The following is a 15,778-nucleotide window of genomic DNA, read 5'->3' as shown; positions in this document are numbered from 1 at the left end:
GTCGAGAGGGCTTCAGTCAGTGGTGCAGGTGGTGCGTGTGGTGCAGGTGGTTCCTGTAACGCAGTTGTTGCGCGTGGTGCAGAGAGAGGATCGGTGGGGTACGCCGTGACGTTCAGGCGAGGCGCCCCAGCCGGCCCTCGGTGACGTCGGCCACGAACGAGGTCCAGGAGCCCGGCGCGAAGGTGAGGGACGGACCGTCCTGCACCTTCGAGTCGCGCACCGCGATGGCCTCCATGACGGGGGACTTGACCTCGACGCAAGCGCCGTTTCCGCCGGAGTAGGAGGACTTGGTCCAGTTGTCCGTGGCGCCCTGACGAATAGCCATGTTTCACTCCGGTTCAGCGAGTTGTGCCAGTGAGGTGTCGGTCATTTCGGTTTCCCTGACCGACGTGATCGACGCTACCGGCACCTTCCGGCCGCTGAAGGGGTCATTCACCCGACCGAGTGGCATATTCCATTCAGGACTTCTGTGGCCGGGGAGCGACGGTGTACCGTACCGGCCCCCCTCGCCACCTGCCCGCCAACGCGGTGTCCGCTGCCTCCGCTTTTACTTCCCCTTGCCCGCATACTCGCCGATGATCTCGGCGATGAACTGGCGCGTCTGTTCCACATTGAGCGCCTGCGCGCGCAGGTGCTCGTACATCACGCTGTACTTCTGAACGTCGTTGGCCTTCTCCAGGTACAAATCGCTCGTCACGCCCTCGATGTAGACGACCGTCGAATCGGACGCATCCGGGAATTCCAGGATGGCGTACTGGCCGTTCACGCCCGGATGGGCGCCCATCGAGAACGGCATCACCTGCACCGTGATGTACGGCTGCTCGGACTGCTCTATCAAGTACTCGAGCTGCCTGATCATCAGCTGGGGGTCGCCCACGTGCCGGCGCAGCGCGGCCTCGTCGATGACCGCCCACAGCCGCAGCGGCCCGACCTCCGGGTTGTTGTTGTCCGTCGCGGAGAGCCGTTTCTGCCGGTGCATCCGCACCTGGACGCGCTTCTCCACGTCGACCGGGGCCGTCTCGGGCAGCGCGCCGCGGATGAGGGCCTGGGCGTACTCCGGGGTCTGGAGCAGGCCGGGCACCATCTGGGGTTCGTAGGTGCGCAGGCTCGCGGCATCGGTCTCGAGGCCGATGTAGACGCTGTACGGGATGTCGCCGAAGGCGTGCCACCAGCCCTGCTGGCGGGAGTCCTTGGCCATCTGCATGAGGGAGTCGACGAGCCGGCGGTCCTCGACCTCGTACACGTCGCACAGGTCGCGGACGTCGCGCTGGCTGATGGAACGGCGGCCGTTCTCCAGCCTGCTGATCTTCGACTGGGAGACGAGCAGGCGCTCGGCGACCTGCTCGGCCGTCATGCCCTTGTCTTCGCGGAGCTTGCGCAACTCCATGCCCAGTCGGCGGCGTCGGACGGTGGGATTGACATTGGACGCCACTTGAACGGCACCTCCGCCTTCTTCTGGTTCTGTCTCTCTGCGTGTCTGATGGTGAGCAGACTGCCACCGAAGGGCGGGGCGGCGCCGGAGAACGGCCCGGAAACGCAGACGCGCGGGACGGCGGGGCCGGCGGACCGGCCTCGCCATCCCGCGCGCTGGCGGCTCCCGAACCGGGTCATCGGGGACGCCGGTTGCGGCGATGGCGGTTCGGTGGAGCGGTGAATCCGTAGTGCCGTGAATCCGTGAATCGGTGAAGCCGTGGATCAGTGCGCGGCCGCGCGGGCCATCGCTCCCGTCCGGCGTGCCTGCAGCGGAACGCCGTTCGCCGTGGCCCGGGCTGGCGGCGGTGCCACCGGCGCGCGGTCACGGCGCGGCTGCGCAGCCACACCGTTCTGGACGTCCATGACGGCATGCGCCACGAGTCCGCCCATCGGGTCGTGCCGGATCAGATCCCGCAGCCGGGACCTGGACGACCGCCCCTCGTTGCCGGGGTACAGGTGCTTGCCGAGTCCGACCGCGTGGGCCAGTGCGGCGAGCGCCGCGGTCCGCGGGTCCGGCGGTACGCCGGTGCGGATCGCACTGTCGAGCCGGGCGCGGATCTCCCGGCTGATCGCCGTGTCGGTCGCCTGGTAGCGAGTCGTCGGCAGCACTCCGCACATCTGTCCCGCGACGGCATGCACCATGCCGCAACGCTCCAGATGAGCGAGGTAAATCTGGCGGAGCCCCAACCGGGGTCCACCGATCCAGTGGACGGCCCGTACCGGGCTGCCGCGCCTGCGCAGCAGTTCCAGTGCGGAGTCCAGAGTCGGATCTCCTGTCGGCCGTGGCATCACCACGGCGATACGATCCCCGTCAGGGGCTATCCGTCCTGCCAGAGCCAGCTCTACTAGCTGTGCCCCGGCCAGGCCGAGGTCGAGCGACTGCGGCTGCGCCGTGGTACCCGTGGTCGGGTCCAAAGCGAGCAGCAGAAGCTCCTCCGGAATTGTTCTGCGGCTCCTGCCCATCCATGCCTCCCCGCGTGGATGAGTGACAGGGTGACGCCTCTCACATTCATCTGTCGAGAGCGCCTGGTCGCTTTGTGGGGGAACCGGCAACTATGTCGTTCTCGTCTAGCGCGGGGGCGATGCTCCCTAGACGGGACACTGTTAGACATTCGGACAGCCGGACGTGGTGGCGATCGAGGAGGAACTGGTGGCGGGCGAGTCCCCCGACAAGTCGGTTGATGAAGGAGCGTCGGGGGCGGCGATGTCCTCCGCGGAGCGTGACCCGAGGTTGTCTGTGTTCCGGCCGCGGGAACCCGAGTCCGGGACCGCCTCCGGCTCCGGCTCCGGCTCCGGCTCCGCCTCCGGCGAGGGCAACAGCCGGGATCCGCTGCGCGAGGCGGTGGCGGCCTGGGTGGCGACGACCGACGCGGAAGCCGACGGCTCCGCCGCGGAGCCGAAGCCGGGCGCCGGGTCCTCCGGACGGGTGGACTCCGAGGCCGAGGCCGAGGCCGAGCCCGCGGCCGACAGCGAGCGCACCGCGGTCTTCCGCGCGCCGAAACCGGCGGATGTCTCCGCTTCCGACTCCGCTTCCGCCGCCGATTCCGCTTCCGACTCGGACTCCGCTTCTGCGGACGAGCCGTCGGACGCCGAGAAGCCGCGCTCGGAGTCGGCCTCCGCCAAGGGCGGTACGGATGCCACCGCGTCCGCGGCTGCGAAGCCGGCTGCTGCCGATGCACCGGCCGAGAAGCCGGGCTCGGCTTCCGCTTCCGCGGCCGCGAAGCCGGCGGACGACAGCGAGCGCACCGCGGTGTTCCGCGCCCCGAACGCAGGTTCGGCCTCCGCTTCCGCCGCTGCGAAGCCGGCTGCCGCCGATGCGCCGGCCGGGAAGCCGTCCTCGGCTCCCTTCCGGGGCGGCTCGGACGATTCCGCCGCGAACAAGCCCGCGGAAGCCGCGCGCGCGGGTTCCGGTTCGGCGCCGGCCGCGGACAAGCCGGCTGCTGCCGAGAAGCCGGCCGACAGCGAGCGCACTGCGGTCTTCCGCGCCGTGAAGCCGGGCTCGGGGTCCCCGTCCGCTTCCGCTTCGGCCAAGGGCCGTACGGACGCCGCTGCGGACAAGTCGGCAGAAGCCGCTGCCAAGGAACCGGCCGACAGCGAGCGCACCGCGGTCTTCCGCGCCGTGAAGCCGGGCTCGGGGTCCCCGTCCGCTTCCGCTTCGGCCAAGGGCCGTACGGACGCCGCTGCGGACAAGCCGGCAGAAGCCGCTGCCAAGGAACCGGCCGACAGCGAGCGCACCGCGGTCTTCCGCGCCGTGAAGCCGGGAAGCGGTACGGGTGCCTCGGCGTCCGGCGCCGTGAAGCCGGTCGACGGTGACCGAAGCCCTGCCGGGGGTTCCGCTTCCGGTGACGCCAAGGGCGCGGCCCCCGCGGATGCGGGGGACAGCGAGCGCACTGCCGTCTTCCGGGCTCCGAAGCTGGATTCCGCCTCGGGTGCCGCGAAGGCTCCCGCCGCCGGCAAGGCTTCCGGCGAGTCGGCGGACAGCGAGCGCACCGCCGTGTTCCGGGCCGTGAAGCCTGACACGAAGGCTCCGGACGCGAAGGCTCCGGACGCGAAGGCGTCGCCCAAGGCATCGGCCCCTGCCCCGGAGGAGCCCGCCGCCTCCCGCCCTGCGCCGCCGAAGGCGGTCGGAGGGGAGAGGGCCAGTACGTTCGTGCCGCTGCGCAAGGACGAGGGCCCGGCGGCCAAGCCCGCGGCTTCGGCTTCGGCATCGCCGGCCGCCCAGGCCCCGGCGCCCGCCGCCCCGAAGCCGGTCGTCCCGAAGCCGGTCGTCCCCGAGCACACCGAGCGGACCACGCAGCAGCCGCTGCCGCCCAAGCCGCCGCTCGACATGCTCGCGGACCTGACCAACAACCCGCCCCCGCCGCCGAGCCCGATGCGCACCGCAGTGCGGCGGTTCAAGATCTACGCCCCGCTCGTCGCGCTCCTCGCGGTCATCCTCGCCGTCGTCCAGCTCGTGCGCCCGCTGCCCGAGCCGAAGCTCACGATGACTGCGAAGTCCTCGTACACCTTCGACGGCGGCAACCCGGTCCTGCCCTGGCCGAAGGAGGGCCAGGGCTACATGGCCGCCGCGGGCCTCGGCACCGTCGGAAGCTTCGGCGAGCAGAAGCCGATCGCCATCGGCAGCGTCGCGAAGACGATGACGGCGTACGTGATCCTGAAGAACCACCCCCTCAAGAAGGGGGAGCAGGGTCCGATGATCGACGTCGACAAGACGGCGGTCGAGGACGGCGCGAAGAGCTCCGAGGGCGAGTCCACGGTCGACACGCTCAAGGCGGGCGGCAAGATCTCGGAGTACAACGCCCTCGCCGCGATCATGATCCCTTCGGCCAACAACGTCGCGCGGCTGCTCGCGCGCTGGGACGCCGGCGGCGACCAGGACGCGTTCGTCAAGAAGATGAACGACGCCGCCAAGGAACTCGGCATGACCAACACCACGTACACGGACCCCTCGGGCCTGGACGCGACGACGGTCAGCACCGCCGAGGACCAGGTCAAGCTCGGTCTCAAGGTCGTGGAGATGCCGGAGCTGGTCGCGATCACCAAGCTGCCGGAATGGGTCGACCCGTCCGGCAAGAAGTGGCGCAACTACAACACCCTCATCCCGGGCAACGGTGCGCTCGGCATCAAGACCGGCTCCACCACCAAGGCCGGAGGCAACCTGCTCTTCGCCGCCGAGAAGCAGGTCGGCAAGACCAGGCAGCTGATCGTCGGCGCGGTGCTCGGCCAGTACGGCGTCCCGATCCTCGACACGGCGATCGCGGCGAGCAAGCAGGTCATGCTGGCCACGCAGAAGATGCTGGTGAACGCACCCGTCGTGAAGAAGGGCGATGTCGTCGGGTACGTGGACGACGGCCTCGGCGGGCACACCCCGGTCATCGCGACCGCTGACGTGGAGGCGGTCGGCTGGCCGTCGCTCACCGTCAACGTCAAGCTCGGCGCCGGGGACGGCAAGCTGCCGCAGACCGCCAAGGCGGGCACCGAGATCGGCGTCCTGACCGTCGGCGAAGGGGCCAGCCAGGTGAAGGTGCCGGTGGCGCTGCAGAGTGACCTCGCCGCGCCCGGCATCGGCAGCAAACTGACCCGTGTCGGCTGATCGCCGGTATCGGTGAGCTGACCGCGTGATTCGGCGCCCCGGGCAACCCCGGGGCGCCGTCGCGCGTCTAGCGACCCGGGAACGGGACCCGAGAAGGGGCCGCAGATGTTCGATCGATGTGCCGGGAAGTCCGGGGAGCACGGCAGTGACCACTGCTGAACAGCAGAGCCAGAGCCAGAGCCGGAGCGCACCAGCCGCCGCCGGCGGATCCGGTGTGCCCGAGGCCGGCTCGGGCTCAGGCTCCGCTTCCGGCTCCGTCCCGGCTCCCGCGCCCGGCGGCATAGGGACCCCGGGGGTCCTCGGGTGGGCCCGCCGGCACCCGGTGCTGGTCGCCACCGTGCTCGCCGCGGTCCTGCACGTCGTCTGGTTCTTCAGCTTCGCCAACAGCGGCGGCGACCTGGCCGCGCAGGACGCCTGGGCCGAGTTCGTCGGCCGCCATCCGGACTCGGCGTACAACCTCGCCTGGTACGGCGGCATGCACCCCGTCTCGTACAGCGTGGTGTCCCCGTACGTGATGTACATGATCGGCGTGCGGACCACGATGATGGTCGCCGGCACGGTCTCGGCCGGGCTGCTCGCGCTGATCCTGACCCGCTGCCGCGGCACCGTCCGCGAGCCGCTGTGGCCGGCCCTGGCCGGGGTGTACGGGCTGCTCTGCAACGCCCTGTCCGGCCGGGTGACCTTCGGCCTCGGCGCGATGTTCGCACTCGGTGCCGTCGCCGCCGTCTTCTGCTGGCCCCGCAAATGGGCGGAGCGGCGCTGGGCCAAGGCCGCGGTGGCGGCCCCGCTCGCCGCGCTCGCGACCGCCTCCAGCCCCGTCGCCGGACTGTTCCTCGGGGTGATCGCGGCCGCGCTGTTCCTGTCCGGGCGGCGCCCCGGGGCGTACGCGCTGGGGCTGGCCCCGGCGGCGGTGGTCGGGCTGTCGGCCTGGCTGTTCCCGTTCTCCGGGACGCAGCCCATGAAGCTCGGCTCGGCCGCGCCGCCGTTCCTCTTCGGGCTGGCGATCCTGTTCCTCGTACCGAAGCGGTGGAAGACCGTCCGGATCGCCTCCGCGGTCTACGCCTTCGGGGTGCTGCTGACCTGGGCGATCGACTCGCAGGTCGGCTCGAACGTCACCCGGCTGGTCATGCTGTTCGGCGGGGCCGTGCTGCTCGCGGCCGTCCCGTACACGGTCCCGCGCACCCGGCACTGGTACGCGGTGCTGCTCGCGTTCGCCGGGATCAACATCTGGATCACCGCCAACAGCATCACGGACATCGTCCGCACCACCCCGGTGGCCGCCTGGAACCGGGAGCTGGCCCCACTGGTCGACCAGCTGAAGCGGGCGGGCGCCGACCGCGGCCGGGTCGAGGTGGTCCCGGCCAGCAGCCACCGCGAGTCCTCGGCCTTCCCCGCGTACGTGAACCTCGCGCGAGGCTGGAACCGGCAGGCGGACCTCGAGCGGAATCCGCTCTTCTACGACGACACCCTCACGGCCGACAGCTACCGGGAGTGGCTGGACCGCTGGGCCGTGCACTACGTGGTGCTGCCGGCCGACAAACCCGATTCGGGCGGTGAGGACGAGGCGAAGCTGGTGCGCGGGGGGCTTCCGTACCTGCGACAGGTGTGGGGCGACGCGAACTGGCGGCTCTTCAAGGTGGACGCGCCGACGGACCTGGTGTCCGGGCAGGCCACGGTGGTGCGGGCGGGCGCGGACCAGCTGGTCGTCGACGTGAAGGCGGCCGGGCGGGTGCTCGTACGGATCCCGCACTCGCCGTGGCTGGGGCTGGTGGACGGCGCGGGCAAGCCGGTGCCGCCGCCGCAGGAGACGTTCGCTTCGAAGGCGCGCAGCGGGGGCGGCGGCTCGGGCTCGGGCACGCTGCCGAAGGAGTACGCGAACACGGCCGGGTGCCTCTTCAAGGCCGCTCCCGACACCGCGGGCGATGTGTGGACGGAGCTGCTGGCGCCGGGGCCCGGGGTGTACCGGGTGGCGGCGAAGTACCAGCTGCCGCGGGGGACGCCGTGCCCGGAGGAGCTGACCCGCTGGGCGGCGGGGGCGGCGCAGGCGCAGCGTCCCTGATCGGGAGCGAGCCGGGCGGATCGGGAGGGCGGATCGGGAGTTTTTACGTACGGTCCGGGTGCGTTGCTCCGCATATCTGCATACGATCCCAATAGTCCGATTGGGTGCTTCCCGAGGGAGTTGACGACGGGATGAGCAAAGAGCAGCAGAAGCAGGATTTCCGAGAGGCTTACCAGGCGCAGGAGCCGGATCGGCCGCCGCGCCCGGCAGGCCACGGCTTCGAAGGTCTGGTGCGGAGCAAGGTCAAGGGCGGAGCGCACACGAAGGCGGCCCTCAAGCGGGCCGGCAGTCCGCAGGGTGACCGCATCGGCGAACGCAGCAGAGGTCTGAGCTGATCCCACGCCCACGTCGCCAGTCGATGGACGTCAGCCCTTCCGGTTCCGGCCGGGAGGGCTTCCGTACGTCTTCGACCAGGGACTTCGGTCCTTTACGGGGCTGCGGGCGAGGATCCGGACAACTGTTACATTGCCGACGGATGGCCACAACGCGCCCCTCGTAGCGTCGGGGTTGTCGCCAGGGCGAACCGCACCAAGGGTGGTCGGCCCGGACCGAGACCAGAGGCGACTCCGACCCGACGGGAACCACCCATGCGCGCCACCTTCCGTACCGCGGCCGTCGCCGCCGGTGCCGCCCCCTCCGCCTCCTCCGCCCCTTCCATGGCGGCCAAGCCGATCGAGCGCGAGGCGCTGCGCACCGTGAACCTCATGCCGCGCACGCGCCGCGTGATCGTGACGACCACCCTGGCGGCGTCCGTCACGGTCGCCCTGACCGCCTGTGGTGCCAAGCTCCCCCCGGACCCCAAGGTCGGCAGCACCTCCGCGGCTCCCGTCGCGAACACCACCACGGCCCTCCCCCCGTCGAAACCGACCGGCATGAAGATCGACGCGGCGGGCGTGGACGCGAAGAAGATGGTCGGCCTCAAGGTGGACGCAGCCACCGGCGAGCTCGGCGTGCCGAACGCCGACACGGACGCGAACAGCCCCGGCTGGTGGACCGAGGGCGTCACCCCCGGCGAGAAGGGCGTCTCCGTCCTCGTTGCGCACTTCGACACCAGGCACGGCCCGGCCCTGATGAAGGACGTCAAGAAGATCAAGCTCGGCGATCTCATCGAGGTGCCGCGCGAGGACGGCAAGACCGCCAAGTTCAAGATCCGCGAGATCGAGGACGTCAACAAGAAGGACTTCCCGACCGGCAAGGTCTACGGCGACACGCAACGCCCCGAACTCCGCCTGCTGACCTGCGGCGGCGAGATCAAGGACGGTCACCGCACGAACAACATCATCTTCTACGCCGACCTGGCCCCCTGACCCGCCGTCCCGCGCCGACGCCGGAGCTGCCGCTCGGCAACTCCGTGTCCGAGCCCATGACCCGTCAGACGGTCGGTACCACCCGCGAGAAGCTGCTGCATGCATGCGAAAGGGCCGGTTCGGAGGATCACTCCTCCGAACCGGCCCTACAGTCGCGTGCCCCCGGCAGGATTCGAACCTGCGACACCCGCTTTAGGAGAGCGGTGCTCTATCCCCTGAGCTACGAAGGCCTGACCTCCGACAGCCTAGCGGATCGCGCTCCACGGATGCGCCCCCATAAGCGAGGCTCGACGCCGGCCCGTGCACGAGCCGTGCCCGCTGCCCGACGCAGGCCGTGACGGGCCGCGCCGGGACCCGCTCCCGCGTCGAGGTGCGAGCCCGGGCGCGCGGGGCCGACTGGACCGACGGCATCGGCCCGGCATCATCAAAGCGCTTGGCTTAGCATCGTCCACCAGCTTCACGGATGACCAACTGGGGTCGACGCGCCCCACGCCATCTACAACGGGACGCATCGTGACGTACAACCTCCTCACCGTCGACGCCGTCAGTCCCGAAGCCATGGCCGCCGCACTGGCCGGATGCCTGGGTATCGCGGTCGGTGACGTGGAAGTGGCCGACCCCGACGGCGACCCCGACCTCCGGAACTGGGATGCGCCCGTCTCGTGCGAACACCGGGCGGTCCACGGCGATGTGGCCTGGTCGCTGGACGTCTATGCCCAGGAGCACGTCGCTGATCAGCCGCTTGAGTCCGACCTCGCCGCGAGGTTCGCGAAGGCCGCCGCGACGACCGTCTTGTTTCCCGCTGCGGAAGCGCCGCCCAGCGCCTACTGGGCGGTGACGCCGGAAGGCGTTCTCACCCGAGCCCGGCTCGAACTCTCCGACGACGAGCCTCCCCTTTACGCGATCACTGCCGTCGAGGCGCCAGTGACGCAACTGCCCGGGGCGACCGTGACGAGATTCGCCGAGATCGTACGGGAACAGCGGCCGGACACCCCTGTGGCCGAGGCCTTCGCAGCATCGGTGGAGGAGGTGCGGCAGGGCGCCTCAGGCCTTGCGCGGCTGTACCGTCGCCCGAATCCCGCGCCTTGGGAACAGGCCTGACTTCGCGATGAGGTCTCCGGCCAACAGGTAGTCCGGGGGCGGATATCGGCCATGATCCGGCGGGAGCGGGGCGTTTCGGTGGGGGTGCTGGGAGACTGCGGGCCGTGGACGACTCGGTGAGCAGCAACATCTCCGGCGGCACCTTCTACGGCCCCGTCTTCATGGGCCGGGACTCCCGGGTGGCCCACCATGGGCCCATGGCTCCGCCTGTGCCCCGCATGCTGCCCTTCGGGCCGGACGGGTTCGTCGACCGCGAGGTCCTGCGGGACCGGCTCGACGGGCTGCTCGCCGGGCGGGACGGCCAGGGGGCGCCGCTGCTGGTGCTGCTGCACGGCACCGTCGGGGTCGGCAAGACCGGGCTGCTTCTGCACTGGGCGCAGCAGCGCAAAGACGCCTTCCCTGGCGGGGTGTTCTACGCCGACATGAGTCCCCAGGGGCTCGGAGACCCCACCGAGACCGCCGCCGTGCTCGAGTCGTTCATCGGGGTGCTCGGCACGCCCCGTTCCGAACTCCCATCCACCGAAGCCGCGTTGGCCGCGCGATTTCGGAGTCTGAGCGCCGGGCTGCCCTCGCTCGTCGTCCTCGACGGGGTCCTCTCCGCCGCCCAGGTGGACGTGGAGCGGCTGCTGCCCGGCCATCCGGCCAGCATGGTGGTGCTGACCAGCAGGTTCCGGCTCGGTGCCGTCGAGGGGCGGCTGCCGGTGCGGCTCGCGGTGCCGGAGCTGGACGAGGAGGCGTGCGCCGAGCTGTTCCGCACCGTCGCGGGGCAGGACGTACCGGCCGGGGAGGCGCTGCGTACGGTGCTGCGGGCGTCGGCGGGGCTGCCGTACGTCGTACGCATCGCCGCGGCCCGCGCCGCCGATCCGGCGTCCGACGGGGTCGAGGGGCTGGCGGCCCGGATCGCACGGGAGAACATCCTGGAGGCGCTCGAGATGCCCCGCCGTCTCTTCGACCTCGCGTACGAGGCCCTCGACCCGCAGGTGCAGCGCGGATTCCGCCTCCTGGGAGTCCATCCCACCCCGGAGTTCGCCGACGCCCTGCTCGACGAGCTGGCACCCGGCGTACGGGGTCCCCTCTACGCGGCCGGGCTGCTGGAGCGGTCCGGGCCGCGGCGCTCCCGGCTGAACGGGGTCGTGCACGGCCACGCCCAGATCTTGGCCGCCCCCGGTCCCTCCGACGTGCCGCGCGTCATCGACTGGTACCTGCGCCAGGCGGTCGCCGCCGAGCTGCGGATCTCCGGGCGCTGGCGGGCCGGCGCCCTCTTCGCCGAACCCGGCCCGCTCACCGGGGTGTTCCGCGACAAGGGCGAGGCCCTGGAGGCGCTGGAGCCCGACCGGAACAACCTCGTCGCCGTTGCCGAACTGCCCGGGATCGAGCCGGCGCAGCTCTGCCTGCTCGCCGAGGCCGTCCACGGGCTGTTCCTCGACCGCGGCCATCACGCCCTGTGGATCCGCATCGCCCGGCTCGCCGTCGACGCCGCCAGTGACAACTGCGACGGGCTCCTCCTCGCCCGGATGCACTTCGAGCTGGCCTTCGCCCTCACCGACCGCGGCTCCGCCGAGGACCTCGACGAGGCGCGCACGCAGTACGACGCCGCCCGCGAGAGCGCCCGCCGCACCGGAGGGCACGCCCGGACCGAGTCCTCCGCCCTGGAGGGGCTCGGCCGGATCGCGGTCGCGCAGGGCGATCCGCAGGCGGCCGCCGAGCTGTACGGGCAGGCCCTGGCGGCCCTCGGCGACCTGGAACACCCGCGCGGCCGCGCCCTGCTGGAGTACCACCAGGGCAACGCCGCGAGCGCGGCCGGCCGGCACGAACAGTCCGCCGCGCACCTGGCCGAGGCCCTGCGCGGCTTCCTGGCGCTCACCGAGCCGGACACCGGGAACGCGGCGAAGACCCGGCTGCGCCAGGCCATGGCCCACCTCGCGGCCGGACGCCCCGAGGAGGCCGTCGAACCGCTCGCGGCAGCCCTGGAGGCCTTCGCCGTGCCCGCGCTCAACCGGGCCGACGCCGTGCTCGTACGGGGAGACGTACGCGCGGCCCTCGGCGACCCGGCGGCCGCGCGGGCCGACTGGCAGGAGGCGCTGGAGCTGTACGGTTCACTGCGCAGCATCCGGGCCGAGGAAGCCCGGATCCGCCTCGCCCGCGGGGGCCCGGAGCAGGCGCAGGGCTGAGGCGGCGCCGCCGACCCGGAGGGCGAACTCCCCCGCCGGGTCCAGGCCTTCGCCGAGTACGGCCAGCAGCGCCGAGGCTGCCACCGCGGGATCCACCCCGCCCGGCACCCCGAACTCCCGCCCGTCCCGAAGCACCAGCCGCGGCCCGGGCCCTGCCACCAGGGCGCACCCCGGGTTCCGGGCGAGCACCGCCGCCGGATCCGCCCCGGGCCGCGCCACCAGCACATCGGCGAGCGCGCGCAGCCGCGGATCCGGCTCGGCGGCGTCGGCCACCACGTGCACGTCGGCGCCCAGGTGGGCGGCGGCCCCGCGCTGTGTCTCGGCCGGGTAGCGGCGTACGGCCACCTCCCGGCCGGTGACCCGGGTGTCGACGTACAGCGCGGGACCCACCGGCGTGCCCGGCGGGGCCGGTTCCGGCACCGCCACGGGCCGCGGCACGCACGGGAACTGTGGTTCGGGCAGGGCGAGATGGCGGTAGCAGAGGGTGCGGAGCAGGGCGAGCGAGCGGCCGGGGCGCGAGGTGATGCGGGCCGCGGCGGAGGGCAGGGCGACGGCCGCGGCCAGCTGGGCGGCCAGCGGGCGGACCGGGTCCAGGCGGGGCAGCCGCTCGCCGAGCCAGGCCATGGGAGAGCCGGGGGCGACGGTGTCCGCGCCGAAGGAGGCGAGCAGCCCGGGCAGCCCGCGGGCGGCGGCGTACAGGGAGAGCGAGCCGTGGTCGCCGAGGAAGGCGTCCGCGGCGCAGATCGCGGCCTTCCAGGTCTCCCCGGCGGGCGGCGGCAGGATGAGCCCGGCGCGCAGGCAGGGCTTCAGCCAGTTCCGGATCTGCCAGCCGCCGTGGCCGTACCAGGCATTGGGATGGACGGCGGCCAGGACGCGGTATTCGTCGTACGGCAATTCGGCGAGGGCCCGGCGTACGGCATCGGGGGCGGCGCCCAGCACGGAATCCGGGCCCCAGGTGGACGTGACCAAGAGGAGTTTCTGCCCGGGCCGTACTCCGAGTGCGGCGCGGTATTCCGTACGGAAAGGAGCGGAGGCGTCGAGCTGGTCCGCGCAGGGGTCGCCGGCTATGTGGGCGTACGGGGCGGCCTCGGGGCAGTCGCGGAGCAGGCGGGCGTGCTGCTCCTCGTGCGAGAGGACGATGGCGGACGGGACGACCTCACCGTCGTGGAGCAGCCACTCGGCGGAGAGCCCGAACGCCCCGGCCCCAACCCCTGCACCGGATTCCGGATTCCGGATTCCGGATTCCGGATTCCGGATTCCGGATTCCGGCTGAGTTTTTTATTGTATCCGGCGCCGTGCGGGGCGCCGATGAGCGGTGCGGAAATCTCCTCCAGATCTCCACCGCGGCTGGTGCTCACCGCCAGGTCGAATTTCTGCGCAAGTGCCTCTTCCCACGGAATGAGAAAAAGGCCGTGCGCGGCGGCGAATTCCGCGACCCCGCCGTCCAGCTCCGACGACCCGGTGCACGTGAATACCACCCGCACCCGCGGGTCGCCCTCGAAGACGGCGAGCACGTCGAGCAGCCGCGTCGCCGAGGTGACGTTGTGGACGACGCCCAGGACGGTGCGCCCGGCCGGCACCGTGAGCCACCGGCGGTCCGGCAGCCCCCGCTCCGTCCGCAGCCGCACAGCGCCCCCCGCTTTCCTGATCCGCCCCCGCCGCCGCCAGCCTACGGCTAGCCTGGCCTGCATGGATGTGGCGGCACTGGTGACCGCGGGGGCGACGACCATCATCGGGCTGATGGCGTCGGACGCGTGGACCTATACGAGCGGGCGACTGGCCCGTCTCCTCGGGCGCACGGACGCGGAGCTCCGCTCCTCGCGCGCCGAGCTCCTCCTGGCCCGCGCCGACGGCGACGAAGCCGCCGCGGAGCAGCTCGAAGAGGGCTGGCGGGACCGCCTGCGCACCGTCCTCGAGTCCGATCAGGTGGCCGTACGGGAGCTCACGGAGCTGCTGGACGAGGTGAACCCGGGCTGGCGGGAGACGCCGTCGATCGCGAACACGGTCAGCGGCGGCACCTTCCACAGCCACAGTCAGGTCTTCATGGGCCGGGATTTCAACATCAACCAATCCCCGCCGAACCGCGATGGCCGGGGGAATTCCGCCTAATTCGGTTTGAGGTCGAACGGCCCGGTCCATGGGACACCCATGGACTTCCTTCGCCCCGCCGGCTGGGAGGAGGCGCTCGCCGCCAAGGCCGAGCACCCCGCCGCCGTGCCCATCGCCGGTGGCACCGACGTGATGGTCGAGATCAACTTCGACCACCGCCGGCCGGAGTACCTCATGGACCTGAACCGCATCGGCCTGCTGCGGGAGTGGGAGATCGGCGAGGACGTCGTACGGCTCGGCGCCTCCGTCCCGTACACGGAGATCATGGAGCACCTCCGTACGGAACTCCCGGGTCTGGCCCTCGCCTCGCACACCGTCGCCTCCCCGCAGATCCGCAACCGCGGCAGCGTCGGCGGCAACCTCGGTACGGCGTCCCCGGCGGGCGATGCGCACCCGGCGCTCCTCGCGGCCGGCGCGCAGGTCGAGGTGGAGTCCGTACGGGGCTCCCGGCTGATCCCGATCGACGCGTTCTACACCGGGGTCAAGCGCAACGCCCTCGCCCCCGACGAACTGATCAAGGCCGTCCACGTGGCCAGGGCCGACGGGCCCCAGCAGTTCTCCAAGGTCGGCACCCGCAACGCCATGGTCATCGCCGTCTGCGCCTTCGGCCTGGCCCTGCACCCGGCGACCCGGACCGTCCGTACGGGCATCGGCTCGGCGGCCCCCACGCCGATCCGGGCGAAGACGGCCGAGGAGTTCCTGGCCGCAGCCCTGGAGGAGGGCGGCTTCTGGGAGTCCCGCAACGTCATCACCCCGTCGATCGCGAAGCAGTTCGGGGATCTCGCGGCCGCGTCCTGCAACCCGATCGACGACGTCCGGGGCACCGCCCGCTACCGCCGCCACGCCGTCGGCGTCCTGGCCCGCCGCCAGCTCCTCTGGACCTGGGAGGAGTACCGGGCCGGCCGAGCCGCGTGACCCGGCGCCTCAGACGCCCATCGGGGTGTGCAGCTCCACGACGACCTCCACCTCGACCGGCGCGTCCAGCGGCAGCACCGCCACGCCCACCGCGCTGCGCACGTGGATGCCGGCGTCGCCGAAGGCGGTGCCGAACAGCTCACTGGCCCCGTTGACCACGCCCGGCTGGCCGGTGAACCGCGGATCGCTGGCCACGAAGCCGACCACCTTGACCACGCGTTTGACGGCGGACAGGTCACCGGCGACCGAAGCGATCGCGGCGAGCGCGTTCAGCGCGCACTGCCGGGCCAGCTCCTTGGCCTGCTCCGCGCTGACCTCGGCCCCGACCTTGCCGGTCAGCGGCAATGCGCCGTCGACCATCGGGAGCTGGCCGGAGGTGTACACGTAGTGCCCGTTGACCAGGGCGGGCACGTACGCGCCCAGCGGGGCCAGGGTCTTCGGAAGGCTGAGCCCGGCCGCGGCGAGCCGCTCTTCGGGGGTGCCGGTTGTCATCCTGTGTCTCCTTGAGTTCTCGTGGCCTGCAACTGTCCGGACTCAGGACCGGGGACTC

General features: G+C 71.8%; 13 protein-coding genes and 1 tRNA gene. 8 read left to right on the top strand and 6 right to left on the bottom strand.

The window, feature by feature from the left end; translation table 11 throughout:
• Positions 1-112 precede the first annotated feature (112 nt).
• From AB0M76_RS13130 to AB0M76_RS13120, 3 genes are all read right to left on the bottom strand, one after another.
• Positions 113-325 (bottom strand): DUF397 domain-containing protein, encoded by a 213-nt coding sequence (locus tag AB0M76_RS13130; protein ID WP_133897754.1) that lies wholly within the window; start codon positions 323-325, stop codon positions 113-115.
• A gap of 222 nt (positions 326-547) precedes the next feature.
• On the bottom strand, positions 548-1,432 hold the full coding sequence (locus tag AB0M76_RS13125; RefSeq protein ID WP_365952953.1) for a helix-turn-helix transcriptional regulator: 885 nt from the start codon (positions 1,430-1,432) through the stop codon (positions 548-550).
• 263 nt (positions 1,433-1,695) lie between these two features.
• Complete coding sequence (locus tag AB0M76_RS13120; RefSeq protein WP_365952952.1) at positions 1,696-2,436, bottom strand: GPP34 family phosphoprotein; 741 nt, start codon at positions 2,434-2,436, stop codon at positions 1,696-1,698.
• Positions 2,437-2,602: 166 nt separating this feature from the next.
• Between AB0M76_RS13120 and AB0M76_RS13115 the strand changes: the two genes are divergently transcribed.
• The 4 genes from AB0M76_RS13115 to AB0M76_RS13100 all read left to right on the top strand — a co-directional run bounded on the left by AB0M76_RS13115 (position 2,603) and on the right by AB0M76_RS13100 (position 8,932).
• A complete protein-coding gene (locus AB0M76_RS13115; protein ID WP_365952951.1) occupies positions 2,603-5,566 on the top strand; it encodes a hypothetical protein in 2,964 nt (987 codons plus the stop codon).
• Between the two features lie 280 nt (positions 5,567-5,846).
• The gene (locus tag AB0M76_RS13110; protein WP_365953190.1) at positions 5,847-7,625 is read left to right on the top strand and encodes an MFS transporter; all 1,779 of its coding nucleotides are present in this window, start codon (positions 5,847-5,849) and stop codon (positions 7,623-7,625) included.
• Positions 7,626-7,756: 131 nt separating this feature from the next.
• Entirely contained in the window at positions 7,757-7,960 is a 204-nt protein-coding gene (locus tag AB0M76_RS13105) for a hypothetical protein (RefSeq protein ID WP_365952950.1), read from the top strand.
• A gap of 252 nt (positions 7,961-8,212) precedes the next feature.
• Complete coding sequence (locus AB0M76_RS13100; protein ID WP_365952949.1) at positions 8,213-8,932, top strand: sortase; 720 nt, start codon at positions 8,213-8,215, stop codon at positions 8,930-8,932.
• 157 nt (positions 8,933-9,089) lie between these two features.
• On the opposite strand, the gene AB0M76_RS13095 is transcribed toward AB0M76_RS13100, so the two are convergent.
• A tRNA-Arg gene (locus AB0M76_RS13095) sits at positions 9,090-9,162 on the bottom strand.
• A gap of 283 nt (positions 9,163-9,445) precedes the next feature.
• Between AB0M76_RS13095 and AB0M76_RS13090 the strand changes: the two genes are divergently transcribed.
• Together AB0M76_RS13090 and AB0M76_RS13085 are read left to right on the top strand one after the other, a co-directional pair.
• Complete coding sequence (locus AB0M76_RS13090; protein ID WP_365952948.1) at positions 9,446-10,033, top strand: hypothetical protein; 588 nt, start codon at positions 9,446-9,448, stop codon at positions 10,031-10,033.
• Positions 10,034-10,137: 104 nt separating this feature from the next.
• Positions 10,138-12,204, top strand: coding sequence for a tetratricopeptide repeat protein (locus AB0M76_RS13085; protein WP_365952947.1), 2,067 nt, complete (start codon positions 10,138-10,140; stop codon positions 12,202-12,204).
• Here the strand turns inward: AB0M76_RS13085 and AB0M76_RS13080 are convergent.
• Entirely contained in the window at positions 12,130-13,173 is a 1,044-nt protein-coding gene (locus tag AB0M76_RS13080) for a hypothetical protein (protein WP_365952946.1), read from the bottom strand. The two genes, AB0M76_RS13085 and AB0M76_RS13080, sit on opposite strands and share 75 nt — an antisense overlap.
• A gap of 720 nt (positions 13,174-13,893) precedes the next feature.
• Between AB0M76_RS13080 and AB0M76_RS13075 the strand changes: the two genes are divergently transcribed.
• Positions 13,894-14,313: a hypothetical protein gene (locus AB0M76_RS13075; protein ID WP_365952945.1), complete on the top strand. Its 420-nt coding sequence runs from the start codon at positions 13,894-13,896 to the stop codon at positions 14,311-14,313.
• Positions 14,314-14,352: 39 nt separating this feature from the next.
• Positions 14,353-15,228 (top strand): FAD binding domain-containing protein, encoded by an 876-nt coding sequence (locus AB0M76_RS13070; protein WP_365952944.1) that lies wholly within the window; start codon positions 14,353-14,355, stop codon positions 15,226-15,228.
• A gap of 9 nt (positions 15,229-15,237) precedes the next feature.
• Here AB0M76_RS13070 and AB0M76_RS13065 read toward each other — a convergent pair whose 3' ends face one another.
• Positions 15,238-15,720, bottom strand: coding sequence for a RidA family protein (locus tag AB0M76_RS13065; protein WP_266995104.1), 483 nt, complete (start codon positions 15,718-15,720; stop codon positions 15,238-15,240).
• Positions 15,721-15,778 lie beyond the last annotated feature (58 nt).

It is taken from the genome of Streptomyces sp. NPDC051364 (assembly GCF_040682115.1).
GTDB lineage: Bacteria > Actinomycetota > Actinomycetes > Streptomycetales > Streptomycetaceae > Streptomyces.
This window is presented reverse-complemented; position numbering and strand designations above follow the sequence as displayed.